Source organism: Natronorubrum tibetense GA33 (assembly GCF_000383975.1).
GTDB classification, from domain to species: Archaea; Halobacteriota; Halobacteria; order Halobacteriales; family Natrialbaceae; genus Natronorubrum; species Natronorubrum tibetense.
The window spans coordinates 2,226,008-2,244,748 of sequence record NZ_KB913017.1 but is presented as its reverse complement, the minus strand read 5'-3'; the positions used below and the strand labels follow the sequence as shown (position 1 = coordinate 2,244,748).

General features: G+C 63.3%; 20 protein-coding genes. 12 read left to right on the top strand and 8 right to left on the bottom strand.

The genetic code is table 11. The annotated features are described in order from the left end of the window. Positions 1-3 precede the first annotated feature (3 nt). The 3 genes from pdxT to NATTI_RS0111770 all read right to left on the bottom strand — a co-directional run bounded on the left by pdxT (position 4) and on the right by NATTI_RS0111770 (position 1,820). Complete coding sequence (gene pdxT, locus NATTI_RS0111780) at positions 4-633, bottom strand: pyridoxal 5'-phosphate synthase glutaminase subunit PdxT (protein WP_006089642.1); 630 nt, start codon at positions 631-633, stop codon at positions 4-6. Between the two features lie 44 nt (positions 634-677). Continuing rightward, positions 678-1,535: a VOC family protein gene (locus NATTI_RS0111775; protein WP_006089641.1), complete on the bottom strand. Its 858-nt coding sequence runs from the start codon at positions 1,533-1,535 to the stop codon at positions 678-680. Between the two features lie 123 nt (positions 1,536-1,658). Continuing rightward, positions 1,659-1,820, bottom strand: coding sequence for a preprotein translocase subunit Sec61beta (locus NATTI_RS0111770; protein ID WP_006089640.1), 162 nt, complete (start codon positions 1,818-1,820; stop codon positions 1,659-1,661). 1,223 nt (positions 1,821-3,043) lie between these two features. Here NATTI_RS0111770 and NATTI_RS0111765 point away from each other — a divergent pair. Continuing rightward, positions 3,044-3,796: an IclR family transcriptional regulator gene (locus tag NATTI_RS0111765; RefSeq protein WP_006089639.1), complete on the top strand. Its 753-nt coding sequence runs from the start codon at positions 3,044-3,046 to the stop codon at positions 3,794-3,796. A 40-nt stretch (positions 3,797-3,836) separates the two neighbouring features. Here NATTI_RS0111765 and NATTI_RS0111760 read toward each other — a convergent pair whose 3' ends face one another. Both NATTI_RS0111760 and NATTI_RS0111755 read right to left on the bottom strand, forming a co-directional pair. Then, positions 3,837-4,820 carry an LLM class flavin-dependent oxidoreductase gene (locus tag NATTI_RS0111760; protein WP_006089638.1) on the bottom strand — a complete coding sequence of 328 codons (984 nt, stop codon included), beginning with the start codon at positions 4,818-4,820 and terminating at the stop codon, positions 3,837-3,839. A 48-nt stretch (positions 4,821-4,868) separates the two neighbouring features. Then, on the bottom strand, positions 4,869-5,657 hold the full coding sequence (locus NATTI_RS0111755) for an enoyl-CoA hydratase/isomerase family protein (RefSeq protein WP_027119131.1): 789 nt from the start codon (positions 5,655-5,657) through the stop codon (positions 4,869-4,871). A gap of 162 nt (positions 5,658-5,819) precedes the next feature. On the opposite strand from NATTI_RS0111755, the gene NATTI_RS0111750 reads away from it, so the two are divergent. After that, on the top strand, positions 5,820-6,944 hold the full coding sequence (locus NATTI_RS0111750) for an acyl-CoA dehydrogenase family protein (RefSeq protein WP_006089636.1): 1,125 nt from the start codon (positions 5,820-5,822) through the stop codon (positions 6,942-6,944). A 36-nt stretch (positions 6,945-6,980) separates the two neighbouring features. Here the strand turns inward: NATTI_RS0111750 and NATTI_RS0111745 are convergent, their stop codons facing one another. Further along, the gene (locus tag NATTI_RS0111745; protein ID WP_006089635.1) at positions 6,981-7,835 is read right to left on the bottom strand and encodes a 3-hydroxyacyl-CoA dehydrogenase family protein; all 855 of its coding nucleotides are present in this window, start codon (positions 7,833-7,835) and stop codon (positions 6,981-6,983) included. A 120-nt stretch (positions 7,836-7,955) separates the two neighbouring features. Between NATTI_RS0111745 and NATTI_RS0111740 the strand changes: the two genes are divergently transcribed. Genes NATTI_RS0111740 through NATTI_RS0111725 form a run of 4 tightly spaced genes read left to right on the top strand, consistent with a single transcriptional unit; the run spans position 7,956 to position 10,419 of the window. Continuing rightward, entirely contained in the window at positions 7,956-9,125 is a 1,170-nt protein-coding gene (locus NATTI_RS0111740) for a thiolase C-terminal domain-containing protein (protein ID WP_019991833.1), read from the top strand. Between the two features lie 55 nt (positions 9,126-9,180). Then, on the top strand, positions 9,181-9,579 hold the full coding sequence (locus NATTI_RS0111735; protein ID WP_006089632.1) for a Zn-ribbon domain-containing OB-fold protein: 399 nt from the start codon (positions 9,181-9,183) through the stop codon (positions 9,577-9,579). After that, complete coding sequence (locus NATTI_RS0111730; protein ID WP_006089631.1) at positions 9,563-9,979, top strand: acyl-CoA thioesterase; 417 nt, start codon at positions 9,563-9,565, stop codon at positions 9,977-9,979. Before NATTI_RS0111735 ends, NATTI_RS0111730 begins: the two co-directional genes overlap by 17 nt. Before the next feature lie 50 nt (positions 9,980-10,029). Further along, positions 10,030-10,419, top strand: a complete 390-nt coding sequence (locus NATTI_RS0111725) for a hotdog family protein (RefSeq protein WP_006089630.1) — start codon at positions 10,030-10,032, stop codon at positions 10,417-10,419. 27 nt (positions 10,420-10,446) lie between these two features. Here NATTI_RS0111725 and NATTI_RS0111720 read toward each other — a convergent pair whose 3' ends face one another. Then, complete coding sequence (locus NATTI_RS0111720) at positions 10,447-12,081, bottom strand: acyl-CoA synthetase (RefSeq protein WP_019991832.1); 1,635 nt, start codon at positions 12,079-12,081, stop codon at positions 10,447-10,449. Between the two features lie 187 nt (positions 12,082-12,268). On the opposite strand from NATTI_RS0111720, the gene NATTI_RS0111715 reads away from it, so the two are divergent. The 5 genes from NATTI_RS0111715 to NATTI_RS26535 all read left to right on the top strand — a co-directional run bounded on the left by NATTI_RS0111715 (position 12,269) and on the right by NATTI_RS26535 (position 16,285). Next, positions 12,269-13,153 (top strand): halocarboxylic acid dehydrogenase DehI family protein, encoded by an 885-nt coding sequence (locus NATTI_RS0111715; RefSeq protein WP_006089628.1) that lies wholly within the window; start codon positions 12,269-12,271, stop codon positions 13,151-13,153. Positions 13,154-13,246: 93 nt separating this feature from the next. Then, complete coding sequence (locus tag NATTI_RS0111710; RefSeq protein ID WP_006089627.1) at positions 13,247-13,930, top strand: haloacid dehalogenase type II; 684 nt, start codon at positions 13,247-13,249, stop codon at positions 13,928-13,930. A 208-nt stretch (positions 13,931-14,138) separates the two neighbouring features. Beyond that, positions 14,139-14,441, top strand: coding sequence for a hypothetical protein (locus NATTI_RS0111705; protein WP_006089626.1), 303 nt, complete (start codon positions 14,139-14,141; stop codon positions 14,439-14,441). After that, positions 14,428-16,104 (top strand): sodium:solute symporter family protein, encoded by a 1,677-nt coding sequence (locus NATTI_RS0111700; protein ID WP_006089625.1) that lies wholly within the window; start codon positions 14,428-14,430, stop codon positions 16,102-16,104. The genes NATTI_RS0111705 and NATTI_RS0111700 overlap by 14 nt, the downstream gene beginning before the upstream one ends. A 16-nt stretch (positions 16,105-16,120) precedes the next feature. Next, positions 16,121-16,285 carry a hypothetical protein gene (locus NATTI_RS26535; protein ID WP_162832107.1) on the top strand — a complete coding sequence of 55 codons (165 nt, stop codon included), beginning with the start codon at positions 16,121-16,123 and terminating at the stop codon, positions 16,283-16,285. Between the two features lie 160 nt (positions 16,286-16,445). Here the strand turns inward: NATTI_RS26535 and NATTI_RS0111690 are convergent, their stop codons facing one another. Continuing rightward, positions 16,446-16,880, bottom strand: a complete 435-nt coding sequence (locus NATTI_RS0111690) for a universal stress protein (RefSeq protein ID WP_006089623.1) — start codon at positions 16,878-16,880, stop codon at positions 16,446-16,448. Between the two features lie 150 nt (positions 16,881-17,030). Between NATTI_RS0111690 and NATTI_RS0111685 the strand changes: the two genes are divergently transcribed. Then, positions 17,031-18,731 carry an acyl-CoA mutase large subunit family protein gene (locus NATTI_RS0111685; RefSeq protein WP_006089622.1) on the top strand — a complete coding sequence of 567 codons (1,701 nt, stop codon included), beginning with the start codon at positions 17,031-17,033 and terminating at the stop codon, positions 18,729-18,731. The last annotated feature ends 10 nt before the right edge of the window (positions 18,732-18,741 follow it).

The following is an 18,741-nucleotide window of genomic DNA, read 5'->3' as shown; positions in this document are numbered from 1 at the left end:
CGCCTACTGCCCGCGCTCGACGCGCGGAACCGCCGCGTCGGCGTTCTCGAAGAACGCGAGCCCGTGGATCCGGCTGTCAGGGGTGAGTTCGGGGTGGAATGCGGTTCCGACGACCGACCCTTGCGTCACCGCGACCGGCCGGCCGTCCCACGCGGCGAGTACCTCGGCGTTCCCGTTGCCAACGTCGTCGATAGCCGGTGCGCGGATGAACACCGCCGGATACGGCTCGTCGTCGGCCAGCCCGTCGACCGCGAGCGGGGCCTCGAAGCTGTCCCGCTGACGGCCGAAGGCGTTGCGTTCAACGCTCACGTCGATCAGCCCGAGTTCGTCGACTCGGTCGTCCCCCGCGTCGCTCGAGGCGACGATCAGTCCGGCACAGGTCGCGAGCAGCGGTTTGCCGGCGGCGACGTGCTCCCGAATCTCGGCTGCGATACCCTCGCTGTGGAGCAGTCGTGAGATGGTCGTCGACTCGCCACCGGGCATCGCGAGCAGGTCGCAGTCGGGAACGAGTCCCGAGTCGCGGATCTCGCGGACGGTGACCTCACGGTCGTGGGCCTGTGCCGCGCGTTCGATGGCGGCCGCGTGTTCCTCCACGTCGCCCTGAACGGCGACGACGCCAGCGGTTAATGACATGCCCCGCCCTAAGGAGGGGGCCGTCAAAAAGGTCGCGTCACCGGCTACGATTCGGCGACGAGGCGAATGGTGCTCCCATCGGGGTCAGCGATCTCGAAGCCCTCGTCGCGGTCGGTGACGGGAACGCCGCAGTCCTCGAGACGCCGACGGACCGTCTCGAGCGCGTCGCTCGAGGGCACGACGAGTTCGAACCACGCGAGTCCACAGTGGTCCGCCGTCGGCGGGACCGACCGACGGTGCCAGGTGTTCAGTCCCAGATGGTGGTGGTAGCCGCCCACGGCGAGAAACACGGCCGACGGTGACGTATCCATCACGTCGAACCCCAGGGTGTCCACGTAAAACTCGCAGGCGTCTTCGAGCGACGACACCTCGAGGTGAACGTGGCCGAGCGAGGTCTCCGCAGGGACCGTCGACACCGGCCCGTCGCTCGCCGCGGCCGCGAGATCCACGAGGTCGAGCGGCCACGATCCGATCTCGAGGCTCCCGTCGTCGTCCCGTGGCCAGTCTTCCTGCGGTCGATCCCGATAGAGTTCGACCCCGTTTCCCTCCGGATCGGTACAGTAGAGCGCCTCGCTGACGCCGTGGTCGGACGCCCCGGTAAGCACCCAGCCGTCGCGGACCCGTGCGAGCGCATCACCCAGCGCCGCACGACTGGGCACCCTGAACGCGTTGTGGAAGAGCCCGGTCGCGTCCTCGGGGCGAGGACGTGCCGCCGCATCGTAACGAACCTCGAGCAGCGACCTGCGGTCGACGCCGAGCGTTGTCGTCGACGCCTCTCGCGTCAGTTGCTCGAGTCCGACGGTATTCCGATAGAAGTCGATCACCGCCGACTCGTCGCCGACGGTCAGTGCCGTCCGACCGATCCGGCTCGAATCCGGAAGAAGGCCGCTAGAGTCGCTCATATGTCCGATACGCATCGATAGCTTATAGGCAGTTTGACCGATCCGTGATTTCGATCGACGGCCTCGAGTCCCTCAGTTGCCACTGGCGCGCCTCGAGTGCGGTGTAAGAAGTGAGCCAGTCGGTTACGCGACGAACGTCAGCAACTGGATCAGCACACCGATCATCACACCGGTCGCGATGACCGTCTTCGGATCAATCTGGATCGCGTTCGAGTCCTCTGCGTCGAAGTACCGAACGAGTCCGGCACTGGACATCAGTCCGCCAGTGTTCTGTCCTTTATCCATACCTGATACTACGAGCGGACGGAACTAAATCTTTCGTCCGCCAGACGATACGAGTGTGTCGGTTCTCGCCGGCGCACCTCGGCCGTCGAACCGGTCGTCAGGCTTCTTTTCGGTGTCAGGCTGTCGTCCGAGTCGCCGGGACGATGATTGAGGATAAACATTTATGCAGTTTCTTGTGGGACCATATCATGACAGTAATATTATTTCTCGGATGATTTGTGTACACGATTTCTCGAGCGACTATCGAATCGTAGTCACTCCAGAGTTGTACTTCAGGCACGCAATAACGGTTTTCCCACGATAACTTGCGAAAGGTTTGCTGAAGTCCCGAAACAATGCCATATTAGATGGGAAAAACAGGAAATGAGCTAGATTCGGTTAATCACTCAACCTATATCCATACTATTTAGAGTCCTGTAGGTTAGGCTATCTTGGAGATACACATAGCTAAAATAGTAACAGTAATTTTATACATAGGTGTAATTAAGGGTGGAGAAATAAACTAGATCAAAATTTAATACTCCGCCGTACTCTCCCATCGGAGCGCTCACTATTCGACCCCGTCTCTCACATCTAGCTGTGTAACCGTATTTGACCGGGGTGTCGGCTTTGGACCGACCATTTCCCCCTCGAGCCGCCAGTAGATTACATGCGTACAAGTGTAATATATCTGGTCGAATCGCTCTCCATCTCTCCGCTTCCGACATGGTACGTCACCTATTCCGAAGGAGTCGAAATCAGCCTTAGATCGAATATTCGCTCGATAAACACTCTCTATGGATTTTTCCCATTCCGCGTCGTGTTCGACGTGAAATGTGTTCCGACCAGTTCGGAATTACATTGAGAAGTATTACCGTAGCGCTCTGGACCAGGTACTGGTGAAACAGTCGAGATATATGCCTGTACAGCCACGTTCATAGCCTCGATCGAGATATCGCCTTCCGTTCCGAACGACCAACAGCCCAATAAGATGGTGTTAATATAATATATTCAGTGAAAGGGCATCCGACTCCATCGAAACAGCCGTTTCCATCATAGTTCCTTGTTACCTCCCCACATTCACGAAAATCTCTGCTTTCTAGCCCGCTACTGAGGACTAGCCGACAAGCAGATGCGAGCGTCTTCGTTTCCCGTGTCGTCGACAGCGAATCGGCAGAGTTTTCTCGAAAATCTATCCGGCAGAGTCGAAAGACTTCTGTGGGTGGCGGTAGAGGTCGATCAGTATGGGACGGACATCAAATCGGTCGGTCGAACGGGCGTTCGCACTCGTCGACGAACTCGCGGAGAACGGTGGGGGGAGCGTCTCCGAACTCGCTGAGCGCGTCGAGATGCCGGTGAGTACGGCTCACGATCATCTGCAGACGCTCGTCGAAACGGGCTACGTGCGGATGGAGGAGAAGGAGTACCAGACGACAACGCGGTTTCTGGAGGTCGGTCACCGACAGCGACACCGACTGGAGGTGTTCAAAGCCGTTCGCGACGAACTCGAGACCGTGGCCGAGGAGACCGACGAACACGCGACACTCTTCGTCGAGGAGGCGGATCAGGCGGTCATCCTCGCCGTCCAGGAGGGGCCGGACGCGGTCAACCTGTTCGCGTATCCGGGTGCGCGGATGCCGATGCACGCGGTGGCACCGGGGAAAGCGATGCTCGCCTCCATGCCGACCGACCGCGTCGAAGCGATCATCGATCGACAGGGACTCGTCGAACTGACCTCCCGGACGATCACCGATCCCGATGTCCTGTTCGAGCAACTCGAGGAGATCCGCGAACAGGGGTACGCGGTCGACGAGGGCGAGCGGATCGCGGGCATGGTCTGCATCGCCGCACCGATTTTCGACAAGAACGATCGGGTTCGGGGCGCGATCTGCGTCTGCGGACCCCAGAGCCGGATCGACGAGACGCGCCGAGACGAGATCGCGGACGTCGTCCAGCGGGCGGCGAACGTAACGCAGGTGAACTTAGATTACGTGTGAGCGCTGCTCGAGTGTCGTCGACCAGTCAGCGCCGTTCGATTTACGCGTCCGAAACCGGCGCGAGCGCCTCGATCGTTCCCTCGGCGAGATCGTCCGCAGCCTGCTCCGGAATCGTCACCAGTGGCCGATCGATGGCGGTTTCGGCGACGAGGTCGCGAAGCTGTTCGCGGGCGTCCGACGGCGTTCCGGCGACACCCAGGTCGTGGACCATCTCATCCGTCACGAGCCCGGCGGCCTCGCCGCGGTCGCCGGCTCCCCACGCATCAGCGATACGGTCTGCATGATCCGGGAACCGGGTCCCGACCGCGTTCCGGTAGCCGTCCGCGCTCCCGGCGTAGTAGGCGATATGTCCGCGAACGGCGTCGTATGCCTCCTCGGCGTCGTCGCTCACGGCAGCGGGGACGTACGGCGCGATCGTAATCTCGTCCGGATCGCGACCGCTCTCGCGCGCCGTTTCCTCGACGACCTCGAACGCCTCGTCGAGCGCCGAGAACGGAATGTTGTGCGGCATCCAACCGTCACAGAGTCGACCGACGACCCGCCGATTCGCCGGCCCGAGCGCCGCGTGATAGATCGGCACGTCCCTGTCGATGGGCGGGACGCCGTTCACCTCGAGCAGTTCGCCCTCGTACTCGACGGGTTCGTCACCGGTCAGAATCTCCTGGACGATTTCGATGGTCTCGTGGGAGCGACGAATGGGACGTTCGAACGGCATCCCGTGGACGTTCTCGACGGCCGTCGGCGTACTCGTTCCGACGCCGAATGATGCCCGTCCGTCTGACACGTCGTCGAGCGTCCCCGCCGTCATGGCGAGCACGGCCGGCGTCCGCGAGAAGACGTTCACGATCGCCGTCCCGATTTCGACGCTGTCGGTGCGGGCGGCGATCTCCGAGAGTTTGACAACGGAACTCGTTCCCCAGAGTTCACCCATCCAGACGGAGTCGTACCCCTGCGCTTCGGCGTCGATCGCGAGGTCGGTCGGGTCGTGTGCGCCAGTTCGCGGGATTACCAGTCCGAGATGCATACCCACCTGTTTGCGACTCCGTGCCATAAATCATTCCGCGGCGCGGACCTATCGACCGACGAACTCGGGATCGCCGTCGCCGAAGAAGGCGTCGAGCCCTCGCTCGTAGTCTTCCGTCCGCGTCGCACCCGCAATGGTGTCCGCCTCCGCGGACAGTTGGGACTCGAGGCTCCGCTCGTAGCTGTCGGTCAGCAGCCGCGTTGTCGCTCCGAGAGCCTGAGTCGGGCCGGAGGCGATGTCGGCCGCAACGGTCTCGAGTCGATCCTCGAACTCGTCGCTGGGAACGGCTTCGGTCGCGAGTCCCATCTCGACGGCCTCGTCGGGGGCGATCGGCTCGTCCCGGAGAACGATCTCCTTCGCGGTTCGAAGCCCGACGAGTCGCGGCAGGAAGAAGGTGGAACCGCCGTCGCCGGTCAGTCCGATGCCGGGGTAGGCGAACTTGAGGGTCGCGCCGTCGCCGAGAACGACCAGGTCGGGCATGAGCGCGAGGCTGAAGCCGATTCCGGCGGCGACGCCGTCGATCCCGCCGACGACCGGCGTCTCGGTCCGGTGGAACTGAACGATCGCCTCGTGGGCGCGGCCGGCCAGTTCGCGGAGCAGCGGTGCGTCGGACTCGTCGCCGGAGAACTGGGAGAGATCGGCGCCCGCACCGAAGAAGTCTCCCTCGTGGGTCAGCACGATACACCGAACGTCCTCGTCCTCGCCCAGCGTCGTCGCCGCCGAGACCAGTTCGTTCGCCATCTCGAGGGTCAGTGCGTTCCGGCCGGCCGTGCTGTCGAGCGTTACCGTCACCACGCCGTCGGTCCGATCGACGAGCAGGTTGTTGTAATCGTCCATGTGTGCGGCCGGTTCGACACGATTCCGGTTAACGATTCCGTTCATCCGGCGCTCGTCGCTCGAGCCACCTTCTCGCCCCTCATTCGAGGTGTACCATCCCCGGACGTATCCGAGGGCTGTCGAATCACACACTTTAGTAGCCGCCTCGAGAAGAAGGGAGTAATGACGCTGACAGACGAACAGGAGCTCATCCGGAACACGGTACAGGAGTTCGTCGAGAACGAAGTCGGAACCGATGTCGACGAAGCAGACGCGAACCAGGCGTTCCCGGAAGACGTCTGGGACGGCCTTGCAGAGCTCGACCTCACGGGGCTTACCGTCCCCGAGGAGTACGGCGGACTCGACGTCGACACGCTCACGTACAGTATCGTCAACGAGGAACTCGCGTACGGCCATCTCGCCGTTGCGACGGCCCTCTCGGTCCACTGTCTCGCCACCTCCTGCATCCGCCAGTTCGGCTCGGAGGCACACCGCGAGGAGTGGCTCCCGGAGATGGTCTCGGGCCGGCCGGTCGGCGCGTTCGCGCTGTCGGAGCCCCACGCCGGCTCGAACCCCGCCGAACTGTCGACCGAAGCCCGCCTCGAAGGTGACGAGTACGTCATCAACGGCGAGAAACAGTGGATCACGAACGGCGAGCGCGCGGGCGTCGTCATCCTCTTCGCGAAAACCGATCGCGACGACCCCGACAGCGTCACCCAGTTCCTCGTGCCGAAAGACGTCGAGGGGCTCGAGGTCGGCAAGAAGGAGGACAAACTCGGCTTGCGCGCGAGCGACACGACGACGCTCATCTTCGACGACGTCCGCATTCCGGCCGAAAACCGACTGACCGAGGTCGGAAAGGGCCTCAGCGCTGCGTTCTCGATCCTGACCGGCGGCCGGGTCGCGATCGCGAGTCAGGCGGTCGGCGTCGCGCAGGCGGCCCTCGACGATTCGATCACCTACGCGCACGACCGCGAGCAGTTCGGTAAACCGATCGTCGAACACCAGGCGATCGGGCACAAACTCGCCGACATGCAGACGAACGTGCAGGCGGCCCGCCTGCTCACCCGCGACGCGGCGCGTCAGAACGAGGGCGGCGTCGCCCCGAAGGCGGCCGCGATGGCGAAGTACTTCGCGAGCGAGATGGCCGTCGACGTGGCGAGCGAGGCCGTCCAGATCCACGGCGGCTACGGCTACACGAAGGACTTCGACGTCGAGCGCTACTACCGCGACGCCAAGATCACGACGATCTACGAGGGCACCTCCGAGATTCAGAAGAAGATCATCGCCCGGCACCTGAAGCGGTAGGCGGTCGGACGGCGATTCGGACTCGAACGAACGAGCCTAGTCGTACTCGTAAAAACCGACGCCGGTCTTCTTCCCGAGATCGCCCGCTTCGACCTTCCGCTTGAGGAGGTAGGCGGGCTTGTAGCGGTCGCCGAGTTCCTCGTACAGCGTCTCGGTCGCGTGCAGGCAGATGTCGAGGCCGATGTGATCCGCGAGCGTCAGCGGCCCCATCGGGACGTTCGTGCCGAGTTCCATGCCCGCGTCGATGTCCTCCTTCGTGGCGACGCCCTCGTCGAACGCGCGGATCCCCTCGTTGATCCACGGCATCAGGATCCGGTTCGTGACGAAGCCGGGCTTGTCGTCCGACTCCCAGGTCGTCTTCTCGAGGTCCTCTGAGAAGTCGTGGGCCAACTCGACGATATCCGGGTCGGTCTTCTCGCCCACGACAACCTCGACGCCCTCCATGATCGGGACGGGGTTCATGAAGTGCAGCCCGACCACGCGATTCGGCGTGTCAAGATCGCCTGCAATCGAGGTGATCGAGAGCGTGCTCGTGTTCGTCGCGAGCACGCAGTCCTCGTCGCAGACGGCCTCGAGGTCCGCAAAGATGTCCCGCTTCACGTCGAGTTTCTCGAGCGCCGCCTCGATCACGAGATCACAGTCGGCGAGATCGTCGAGGCTCGTCGTGCCCTCGATTCGGTCACGGATGGTGTCGGGCTCTTCTTGCAGGGAATCGCGTCCCTCGAGCCGTCCGAGGCTGTCGTCGATGGTATCGAAGCCGCTCTCGACGAACTCCTGCTCGATGTCCCGCATCACGACGTCGTAGCCGTGCGTGGCGGCGACCTGTGCGATACCGCTTCCCATCGTTCCCGCGCCGACGACGCCGACGCGGTCGATCGTCTTGTCGACCATCGAGAGAAGGTGTCTCGACCACGCTGATAAGTGTAGCGCCTCGAGCGGCCGTTGTTCTGTGCTTCGGGCCGCTGTCGACACACCTAAATCGTCGTCTGTGCAATCGTGTCGTGGTAGCTAATGACGAAGGCATTCATTGCCGGATCAGGGACGACTGCGTTCGGATCGTTTCCGGACCGAACCGGACGAGACATGTTCGCGGAGGCCGGACTCGCCGCGCTCGACGACGCCGGACTCTCCTCGGGAGACCTCGACGAAGTGTTCTACGGTAACTTCGTCGGCACGCTCTCGGAGCGTCAGGGCCACCAGGGGCCGCTCGTCGCGGAGGCTCTCGGCACGACCGCGCCGGCGAGACGCGTCGAGAGCGCCTGTGCCTCGAGCGGCGTCGCGATTCGGGACGCGGTCCGCGCCGTTCGGGCCGGCGACGCAGACGTGGTCGTCGCCGGCGGTATGGAACGGATGAACAATATGGGGACCGCCGGCGCAACCGACGGGTTGGCTCGCGCGGCGGACGACCTCTTCGAAGTGCGGGCCGGCGTTACCTTTCCGGCGGCCTACGCGCTGTTGACTCGAGCCTATTTCGACGCCTACGGCGGCGACCGGACGGACCTCGCCCACATCGCGGTCAAGAACCACGACAACGCGCTCGTCAACGACCACGCCCACCTCCGCCAGGAGATCACCGTCGACGACGTCCTCGAGGCCCCGGAGATCGCCGCGCCGCTCGGGCTGTACGACGCCTGCCCGATCAGCGACGGCGCGGCCGCCGTCGTCCTCTGCTCTCCGTCCTACGCCGCCGAGCACGGACTCGATTCGGGCGTCGCGATCACGGGGTCGGGCCACGGCGGCGACACGATGGCGCTGCAGGATCGCCAGTCGCTCGCGAAGACGCCCGGCACGCGCGAGGCCGCCGAAGCGGCGTACGACGACGCCGGGATCGGCCCCGACGAGATCGGCATCGCCGAAGTCCACGACTGCTTTACGATCGCGGAGGTGCTCGCACTCGAGGGGCTCGGCCTCTACAGCTACGGCGAGGCGCTCGGCGCGGCCCGCCGCGGCGAGACGCGTCGCGACGGCGCGTTGCCGGTGAACCTCTCGGGCGGGCTGAAGGCGAAAGGCCACCCCGTCGGTGCGACCGGTGCCGCGCAGATCGCGGCCGTCAGGACGCTGCTCGAGGGCACCCATCCCCGATCGGACGCCGTCGATGACGACGTCACCGTCGGGCTGGCTCACAACGCCGGCGGGACGGTCGCCAGTGCGACGGTTCACGTGATGGAGGTGATCGCGTGAGCGAGTCTCGCGAGCGAACGCGATTACGCCAGCGCGAAGCGCTGGGGGTGGTCGAATGAGCGGACACGGCGACGCCGGCTACGACGAGTTCCTCGAGGCCCTCGAGGCCGGCGACGGCTACTACTACGCGTGTTCGAACGGCCATGGAATGCTCCCACCGCGACGGGTCTGTTCCCACTGCGGGGATCGCGACCTCGAGACGCTGCCGCTGCCGGAGACGGGCGAGATCGTCACGCACACGACCGTCACCGTGCCGACGCCGGCGTTCGACGACGACGCGCCCTACGTGACGGCGCTCGCGGCGTTCAGCCCGGTCAGACTGACCGGAATCGTCCGGGGCGTCGATCCGGCCGATGTCGATATCGGAGACGCCGTCATGGCAACCGTCGAACCGAGCGAGACGACCGACGACCGAACGATCACGTTCCGACCGACCGATGGCACACACGACTGAGATCACCGTCGACTGGGGCGACACCGACGCCGGCGGACTCATCTACTACCCGCGATTCTTCCACTTCGTGATCGTGGGGTTAAACAACTACTTCAGGCTCGCCACAGACGGCGAACACCCGATGGAGCGGTACCGACGCGCCGGCTACGTCCTCCCTGCGGTCGAGGCCTCGGCGTCGTTCCACTCGCCGCTTCGTGCCGGCGACGAGGCCGTCATCGAGACGACCGTCGTCGACAGCGGGACGTCCTCGCTGACGCTCGCGTTTACCATCATCAGCGCGGCGGACGACGAACGCGTCGCGGAGGGCGAGGTGTCGTTCGTGTTCGTCGACGACGCGTTCGAGGCGACGCCGCTACCCGACGAGATTCACGAGTGTATCCGCGCCCGCGGCGACGCGTAACCCACTCGATCGGCAGTAGCTTGAAACCGGTTCGACGAGAACGACCGGCCATGTCGACGTCAGTTCCGGAAGCAGGCGAGGAGTACACGTACGAGCGGACGTTCACGGTCGCGGAGGTTCGCGAGTTCGGCGAACTCTCGGGCGATCAGCAGGCGATTCACACCGAACCCAACGAGGACGGCGAGCTGGTCGTACAGGGGCTGCTCACCGCGACGCTCCCGACAAAGATCGGGGGCGACCTCTCCTATCTCGCGCGCCGAATGGAACTCGAGTTCGTTCGCCCGGTGTACACGGGCGAACGAATCACCTGCACCCTGCGAAACGAGTCGGTGGACGAGCGCGACGATCGCTACGAGATCGAGAGCAGCGTCGTCTGTACAAACGGCGACGGAAAAAACGTTCTCGAGGGCGAGATAGCGGGACTGATCTGGAAAGCGTGAGTGGCTGAGTTCAGTCGACGGCGGGGGTTAGCTGTACTTCTCCTGTTCCTGCTGGCGGAGTTCGATCCGTCGGATCTTTCCGCTCGAGGTCTTGGGCAGTTCGTCGACGAACTCGATGCGGCGCGGGTACTTGTAGGGAGCCGTCTCCTCCTTCATGAAGTCCTGGAGGTCACTCTTGAGCTCCTCGCTGCTCTCGTACTCCTCGGCGAGGATCACGTAGGTCTTGACGACGCTGCCGCGTTCGTCGTGGGGGCTGTCGACTGCGGCCGCTTCGGCAACGGCATCGTGGCTGACCAGCGCGTCTTCGACCTCGAAGGGGCCGATACGGTAGCCCGAAGAGATGATGATGTCGTCGGCCCGTCCCTCGAAGAAGAAGAAGCCGTTCTCGTCCTGGGAGGCGAGGTCGCCGGTCCGATAGTACTCACCCGAGAGTTTTTGTTCGTCGAGTTCGGGCTTCTCGTAGTAGCCGTCGAAGATGGCCGGCGAGTCGACGGGAACGGCGATCTCGCCGATCTCGCCGGGTTCGACCTCCTTCTCCTCGTCCATCTCGATGATCGTCGCGCCGACGCCAGGAGTCGGTTTCCCCATACTCCCCTCCTTGACGTCGATTCCGGGGTAGTTCGTCACGAGGGCGACGGTTTCAGTCTGGCCGTAGCCGTCCCGCGGGGTCACGCCCCAGGCGTCCTGGATGCGCTCGATCGGCTCGCGGTTGAGCGGTTCGCCGGCCGAGAGCGTGTCGTTCAACTGGACATCGTAGGACTCGAGGTCGGCGTTCGCGAGCATCCGGTACTGGGTGGGGACCGCACAGAGTTTCGTGACGCCCTCATCCTGGAGAATTTCGAGGAAGGTCTTGGGTTCGAAATCGCCGTCGTAGATGAGCTGGGTCGCGCCGGTCGTCAAGCCGACGCCGACGGGGCTCCAGAACCACTTCGCCCACCCGGTGCCGGTCGTCGCCCACAGCAGTTCGTCCTCGAGGTCGGTATCCTCGTCGACGCCCCACCAGTAGGGGGCGTTGACCTGGTTGAAGCAGTACTGCCAGCGGTGTTTGTGCAGCACCGGTTTCGGCTGCCCGGTCGTCCCGCTGGTGTAGTTGATCGACATCGGATCCTCCGAAGAGAGCTCCGGGCCGTCGTACTCGGTCGACTGGCCGTCGGCGACCGACTGGACGGTCGACCACCGATCGTCGTCGAGGTCGGCGTCGTCGCCGTCGAGGACGATCACGCGCTCGAGCGGCGTGTCCTCGAGCACCGGCTCGACCATGTCGATAAGCGACTCGTGGACGACGATCGTCGTGGCCGTACAGTCGTTCGCGCGGAACTCGATGTCCTTCGCTCGCAGCATCGACGAACAGGGGACCAGCAGCGAGCCGGTCGCAAGCGCGCCCAGTTGGATGGCGAACACGTCCGGATGCCGCGGCAGCAGGTGCATCACGCGGTCGCCCTCGCTGACGCCGAGTTCCTCGAGGCCGTTCGCGAACCGATACATCTCGTCTCGGAGATCGGCGTACGTCCGCTCCTCGCGGTGGCCGTCCTCGTCTAAAAACTTGATAGCGACCCGATCGCCGAGCGACGATGCGTGGTCGGCGACGGTCGACGTAATCGTGTATGACTCGGGAATGTCCCATTCGAACGACTCGACTATGGTATCGTAATCCACACCCATACTCGACCAATCATACCATGTCCGCTTTAATGTTTTCCTGTTTCTGCCGTTCTTGCCGCCGATCTCTCCGACGCACCGGCGATCAGTAGGTGGACATCGAACTCGTTCAGTGGGCCCTCGACAGCGCTCATCGCTCTTCGCATGGTCAACGGGAACATTTAACACAGCACGCGATCGCTGCTCCGGTATGGACACGAGCAAACAGCTGTACGAGATCGAAGCGACGGGCTGGAAGCGAGGGCTCTACGACGATATCAAACGAACGTTCAGGGCACCGATCGTCAACTGGATCTTTCGAACGACCGTCGCGAACTACCCCGAGTTCTGCCGGTACGTCTGGGGCCAGGTGAAGCCGGTGTTCGAAACCGCTCGGTTCGGCCGTTTCTCCGTCGCCTACCGGGACACCGTGCTCTCCCCGCTCGAGGAGGAAACCACGGTACCGACCTATCGCTGCGGGCAACTCGATATCGCGCCGGCCGAGTACGGCGAACTCCGGGGCCAGCTCGCGACCTACGATATCGTCGCCCCCCGACTCGCCGTCCTCTTCGAACTCGTCGATCGGGCGCTCCACGACGACCCGATCGGGACGGACCCAGACCCCACTCGCGAGGCGACGTCGCCCCTTCCGCCATGGCTCGACGCCGACCGGGGACGACCACCGACGATGATCGCCTTCGACGAAACGCCGGCCGAACTGGACGGCGAAGTTTCGGCTATCCAGTCGTTTCACGGCCTCGAGGACGGACTACCGAGCATCTACCGGACGCTCGCGCAGTGGCCCGGCTATCTGGCCCCGATGTGGAACGACGTCGAGCCGGTTCTGCAGGCCGACGCGTTCTCGACGGCCGTCGACGACGCTCGAACGATGGTCTCCGAGTTCGTCGACGAGGCGGCGTACGTCCCCGAACTGGGGCCGAACTCGCTCGCCGGACGGGGAATCGACGAGGAGGCGATATCGGAGCTACAAACGCTGTTCCGCGACTTCAATCGAGGACCGATCGAGACCGTGATCCCGGCGCTGCCGGTGTACGCGGCGACGGTCGACGCGATCGGGAGACGCGCGTACGACTGAGAGATCCGTTCAATCGAGGAGCATTCGATCGCGAGGACGGTGCGTGACAACATACCCCACCGTATATCTGCCGTGGTGTCTAACCGATAGCGTATGTCGTTCGATCCGACCGCCGTCGACACGATCACCGTCGATTCGTACGGGACGCTCGTCGATCCTCACTCCGTCGAGGCGACCCTCGAGGCACACGTCGACGAAATTCGACCGATATCGAATCTCTGGCGTAGTCGCTCGATCATGTACACGATGGTCGGCAACTTCGTCGACGAGTATCAGCCGTTCTACGAGATGAATCGCGACGCCCTTCGGTTTGCACTCGAGAGCCACGGTGTCGACCTGCCGTCCGAGACGATCGACGAGATCCTCTCGACGTACCACGATCTCGATCCGTTCGAGGACGTTCGCGGTGGTCTCGAGGCGCTCACCGACGCCGGCTACGACGTGTCTGTGCTGTCGAACGGCAACCCCGAGATGCTCGAGTCGATGGTCGAGTCGGCGGATATCGAGGACGTAATCGCCGATACAATCAGCGCACACGAGATTCGGACGTTCAAACCCGATGCCGATATTTACCGGCACGCTGCGGCCCGAACCGGAACGCCGATCGAGTCGATGGCGCACGTCGCCGGACCGACCTTCGACGTTCGGGGAGCGATGCACGCGGGGATGCAAGGCGTGTGGATCAATCGCGACAACGGACCGTGGGATCCCTCGGCTACGGAACCGGATCTGATCGTCGAGACGTTCTTCGACCTCGTGGACGACCTCACACGGTAACGTGGCGGACGCGTTGTGGCCGCCAGTTGTGTTGCGATCCGACGCTGTTCAGCGATAGTATCTCGAGATACCGGAGTGTCTTTGCGCTCGAATAGTATCCGGAGTTGTGTACGCTGGTAGAACGGATTCGATGTTGTTGATATATTATGGATATTAGGTCTGCCTATGCGTAACAATTTAATACCTGCATTATGACGGGCAGTAGTGTATGCAGACACATACCAAGGAAGCACTCGCATCACTGATTGCTGCGTTGGCACTCATTGGTGTGATACACTCGGGGATCTGGTTCACCATGTTCGGGACGCCGGACTTCAGAATACTGGGATTTCCGTTCCACTACTTCTGGATGGTGGCCGGTGGACCAGCAGCGATGTTCGTCCTGTACTGGGGGTACTACCAGTACGTTACCACCTCGATCATGGACGAAAAGGAGCAGTTGAACGCGTCAGTGGGCGACGTAGGCGGAGCCGACGAAGTCGGTGCGGAGCCGGGTGATGCCGATGATTAGGCCGCTCCCGCTCCAGGAGATGGGAGAGTATCCGTTCCAGGAGACGTTCACCGACCTGCTGATCCCGCTGATCATTATTGGACTCACGTTCGTCGCCTACTACGGGATCAGCTACTACATGAAAAACAAGATCAAGGGGACGGACGACTACATGGTCGCCGGCCGGACCATCGGGCCGTTCGTCAACGGCTCCGCGATCTCCGCGACGTGGGAGAGTCTGGCGACGTTCATGGGCGTCGTCGCCCTGATGGTGCAGGTCCAGATCCCGTTTCTGGCCGTCTGGACCAACTTCCTGCTGTCGATCCCGCTGATCGTCATTCTGTACGGACAGACGCTTCGCCGACTCGGCTCGTACACGCCGGCGACGTTCTGTAAGGATCGGTACGGCAACACGATGTCCGTCGTGATGGCGCTGCTCATCGTGTTCGTCATGCTGATGTACGCGCTGGGGCAGTTCATCGGGCTCGCACAGATCGCCGAGATCCTGTTCGGCTGGGACTACACCCTCTCGCTGTTCGTCATCGCGGCGCTCGTGACGGGGTACGTCGTCATCGCCGGGATGTGGGGCGTCTCCTACAACTCCGCCCTGCAGTTCTGGATCATGCTCACGGCGGCGTTCTTCCCGATGATGATCGTCCTCCACCAGCTCGGCTCGAGCGGCTGGTTCTTCCCGCCGCTTGGCTACGGTGACCTCGTTCCGGAGATGGAGGCGACCAATCCGGGCTTCTTCGACATGACGTTCGACACCCGTTGGTACTTCGCCATGTTCCTGGCGATGGCGCTGGGGCCGATCGGGATGCCCCACCTGGCACAGCGCATCTTCACGAGCCGTGACGTCGAAGCCGGCCGCAAGACCGTCTTCTGGTTCGTCGCCGTGACGGGTCTGATGTTCGCGACGATCTACTCCGTCGCGTTCGCCGGCGTCATGTGGCTCGGGCAGGAAGGGTTCGAGGTCGCCGAGGCCGACTTCGACAAGATGATCTTCTACCTCAACTTCGCGTTCAGCGGCAACTCGATCACCGGCTACGTCGTCGCGGGGGCGATCGCCGGCGGGCTCTCGACCGTCAGCGGTCACATGCTCGCGATCAGTGCCGCCGTCGCGAACGACGTCATCGAGGCCTTCGAGCTCGACATCACGGAAGATCGCAAGACCCAGGCCGGCTACGCGTCCGTCATCGCGGCCGGACTGATCATCGCGCTCATCGCGCTGAACCCGCCCGCGTTCCTCGTCGTCAGTATCCTCTGGGCGTTCGCCGTCAGCGCGGCCGCAATCACGCCGGTGATCGTCCTCGGCGTCTGGTCCGCACGCGTAAACCGCTACGGGGCAATCGCCTCGAGCGTCGTCGGCTTCGTTACCGTCGTCGCGCTCTCGCCGCACGCGATCGGCGGGCTCGGAGCGGGTGCGGAGGGACTAACCGCCGATCTGGGGATCGACGCGATCATGATCGCGTTCCCGCTGTCGATCCTGACGTTCGTCATCGTCTCCCTCGTGGCCGAACGGATCGACTCGCTGAACGTCGATCCGGAATCGAACCGCGACCTGATCAACGAGATGCACGGCTATCCGGACGACAACGTCGACCGCTTTACGAGTGCGGTGCCGCTCGTCGTGCTCGCCGTGTTGATGCTCCCGATCCTCTGGTGGGGCATTCAGCCCTGGTAATCCACATCTCTAGACTATGCAACTCTTTGGATCCAAATCCGGGACTGTGGTGTGGTTGCTCATCGGTATCGGTACCGCGGCGCTCGCGCTCCACAACGACAATCGGTTGACCGCGATCATCGCGATCGGGTGGATCACGCTCGCGGTGTTCAGCTGGGCCGAGTACCGAAAAGCGGACTGACGCGCCGGTCGCCGTCGCTTTTTGCAGCCGGCTCTCGCGGTCGAGGTTGACTTCGAGTTCAGCGACAACCCCGGCTACACCGACGTTCGCTGTTCGAGTCAAGGTGTGCCACCAACGCGGTCTCGAGCCGCACTCGCCTGCAGAAACAGTTTCGACGCGCTCAATCGTCGCTCATCAACACGGTGACGGGCCGATCGGCGCTGAGCAACACCGACTGCGTGACGCTGCCAAAAAGCACCTTCCCGGTCGCGCTCTTCTTCCGTCCGCTCATGACGATGCTGTCCGCGTCGATCTCCTCGGCGACTGCCAGAATGTTCTCGGTGATGTCGCCCCGCTCTAGGCGCGTGTCGACGTCGATGCCGGCCTCCGCGAGGAGTGTACGCGCCGCCTCGGTACTGGCCGGCAACTCGGGATCGTCTCGTCCCTCCGCTCGCTGGCTCTCGAACTCCTGTAACCAGGGCTGTTTCGTCTCCTCGGAGACGTTGAGGAGGACGACCGCCTTCTCCTCGGGGCCGCCGGGAAGATCGATAACGGTTCTGGCCGCCCGCTGCGATCGCGTCTCACTCTCGTCTATCGGGAGCAAAATCGTGTGCATATCTGACAATCGACTCAGCAGCACTTAACGATTTGGGCGACTGCAGGGTTCGTCGGGGAAGCGGTGTGACGGCGTCGATATCGCCGTCTCGACGATTCCCCAGCGTCCCGATAACAAGACTTTAGAATCCTGGCACTGTTATCCATACCAATGTTCGACCACACCGAGCTCGAGGACATCCGCGAGCAACAGGAGCAGTGGGAAGACGAAACACTCGAGCCCACACTCGAGGCCCACGGCGAACGAAAGGATCGCTTCGGGACGGTCTCGAACCACGAAGTTGATCGCCTCTACACGCCGGAGGATATCGCCGATTTGGATTTCGAGGAGGATCTCGGCTTCCCCGGCGAGCCGCCGTACACGCGCGGGCCGTACCCGACGATGTACCGCGGTCGGGCGTGGACGATGCGCCAGTTCGCCGGCTTCGGGACCGCCGAGGAGACCAACGAGCGGTTCCACTACCTCATCGACGAGGGCCAGACCGGGCTCTCGACGGCGTTCGACATGCCGTCGCTGATGGGGATCGACTCCGACCACCCGATGAGCGAGGGCGAAGTCGGGAAGGAGGGCGTCGCCGTCGACACGCTCGCCGATATGGAGATCCTCTTCGACGGGATCGACATCGACCAGGTCTCGACATCGTTTACGATCAACCCCTCCGCGGCGGTCATCTACGCGATGTACATCGCGCTGGCCGACCAGCAGGGTGTCCCCCGCGACAAGGTCCGCGGGACCCTCCAGAACGACATGCTCAAGGAGTTCATCGCTCAGAAGGAGTGGGTGATCCCGCCGGGACCCTCGCTGAAGATCGTTACCGACACCATCGAGTTCGCCGTCGACGAGACGCCGAAGTTCCACCCCGTCTCCATCTCGGGCTATCACATCCGCGAGGCCGGGTCGACGGCCGCACAGGAGGCCGCGTTCACGCTCGCCGACGGCTTCGCCTACGTCGAGGACTGTCTCGACCGCGGGCTCGAGGTCGACGAGTTCGCGCCGCTGCTCTCCTTTTTCTTCAACTCCCACAACTCGATCTTCGAGGAGATCGCGAAGTTCCGCGCGTCGCGTCGCATCTACGCGAACGTAATGGAGGAGTGGTACGACGCGGAACGGCCCGAGTCGAAGCGACTGAAGTTCCACACGCAGACCGCGGGACAGTCGCTAACCGCCCAACAGCCGCTCAACAACATTGCCCGCGTCACCATTCAGGCGCTCGCCGGCGTCCTCGGCGGTACGCAGTCGCTGCACACGAACAGCTTCGACGAGGCGCTGGCGCTGCCAAGCGAGAAGGCCGTCCGCGTCGCCCTGCGCACCCAGCAGATCATCGCCGAGGAGTCGGGCGCGGCCGACATCGTCGATCCGATGGGCGGCAGTTACGCCATCGAGAAGCTCACGAACGAGATGGAAGCCGAGATCATGGGTTACATCGAGGAGATCAGGGAGATCGGCGACGGCTCGGTCCGGGACGGCGTGCTCGACGGCATCCAGCAGGGCTACTTCCACCGCGAGATCGGCGAGGCGAGCTACGAGTACCAACAGCGCGTCGAACGCGGCGAGGAGGTCGTCGTCGGCGTCAACAAGTTCACCATCGAGGAGGACACCTCGCCGGACATTCTCAAAATTGACGAAACGACTCGGGAGCGCCAGTTGAACCGACTCGAGCGCGTCAAAGACGAACGCGACGACGAGGAGGTCGATGCGACGCTGTCGGCGCTGTCGGACGCCATCGACAACGAGGAGAACGTCATGCCCTACATCGTCGACGCGGTGAAAGCGTACGTCTCGATGGGAGAGATCATGCAGGTGTTCGAGGACCACCACGGCGCCTACCAGGAGGAGCTCTCGCCGGTCTGATCGGGATCGA

Excerpts from the sequence above, each read along its gene's own strand:
- NATTI_RS0111720 (WP_019991832.1), bottom strand. The coding sequence starts at position 12,081 with ATGGGTGTGGATTACGATACCATAGTCGAGTCGTTCGAATGGGACATT.
- NATTI_RS0111685 (WP_006089622.1), top strand. The coding sequence starts at position 17,031 with ATGTTCGACCACACCGAGCTCGAGGACATCCGCGAGCAACAGGAGCAG.
- NATTI_RS0111690 (WP_006089623.1), bottom strand. The coding sequence starts at position 16,880 with ATGCACACGATTTTGCTCCCGATAGACGAGAGTGAGACGCGATCGCAG.
- NATTI_RS0111725 (WP_006089630.1), top strand. The coding sequence starts at position 10,030 with ATGTCGACGTCAGTTCCGGAAGCAGGCGAGGAGTACACGTACGAGCGG.
- NATTI_RS0111710 (WP_006089627.1), top strand. The coding sequence starts at position 13,247 with ATGTCGTTCGATCCGACCGCCGTCGACACGATCACCGTCGATTCGTAC.
- NATTI_RS0111775 (WP_006089641.1), bottom strand. The coding sequence starts at position 1,535 with ATGAGCGACTCTAGCGGCCTTCTTCCGGATTCGAGCCGGATCGGTCGG.
- pdxT (WP_006089642.1), bottom strand. The coding sequence starts at position 633 with ATGTCATTAACCGCTGGCGTCGTCGCCGTTCAGGGCGACGTGGAGGAA.
- NATTI_RS0111715 (WP_006089628.1), top strand. The coding sequence starts at position 12,269 with ATGGACACGAGCAAACAGCTGTACGAGATCGAAGCGACGGGCTGGAAG.
- NATTI_RS0111740 (WP_019991833.1), top strand. The coding sequence starts at position 7,956 with ATGACGAAGGCATTCATTGCCGGATCAGGGACGACTGCGTTCGGATCG.
- NATTI_RS0111705 (WP_006089626.1), top strand. The coding sequence starts at position 14,139 with ATGCAGACACATACCAAGGAAGCACTCGCATCACTGATTGCTGCGTTG.
- NATTI_RS0111765 (WP_006089639.1), top strand. The coding sequence starts at position 3,044 with ATGGGACGGACATCAAATCGGTCGGTCGAACGGGCGTTCGCACTCGTC.
- NATTI_RS0111755 (WP_027119131.1), bottom strand. The coding sequence starts at position 5,657 with ATGGACGATTACAACAACCTGCTCGTCGATCGGACCGACGGCGTGGTG.
- NATTI_RS0111730 (WP_006089631.1), top strand. The coding sequence starts at position 9,563 with ATGGCACACACGACTGAGATCACCGTCGACTGGGGCGACACCGACGCC.
- NATTI_RS0111700 (WP_006089625.1), top strand. The coding sequence starts at position 14,428 with ATGCCGATGATTAGGCCGCTCCCGCTCCAGGAGATGGGAGAGTATCCG.
- NATTI_RS0111735 (WP_006089632.1), top strand. The coding sequence starts at position 9,181 with ATGAGCGGACACGGCGACGCCGGCTACGACGAGTTCCTCGAGGCCCTC.
- NATTI_RS26535 (WP_162832107.1), top strand. The coding sequence starts at position 16,121 with ATGCAACTCTTTGGATCCAAATCCGGGACTGTGGTGTGGTTGCTCATC.
- NATTI_RS0111745 (WP_006089635.1), bottom strand. The coding sequence starts at position 7,835 with ATGGTCGACAAGACGATCGACCGCGTCGGCGTCGTCGGCGCGGGAACG.
- NATTI_RS0111760 (WP_006089638.1), bottom strand. The coding sequence starts at position 4,820 with ATGCATCTCGGACTGGTAATCCCGCGAACTGGCGCACACGACCCGACC.
- NATTI_RS0111770 (WP_006089640.1), bottom strand. The coding sequence starts at position 1,820 with ATGGATAAAGGACAGAACACTGGCGGACTGATGTCCAGTGCCGGACTC.
- NATTI_RS0111750 (WP_006089636.1), top strand. The coding sequence starts at position 5,820 with ATGACGCTGACAGACGAACAGGAGCTCATCCGGAACACGGTACAGGAG.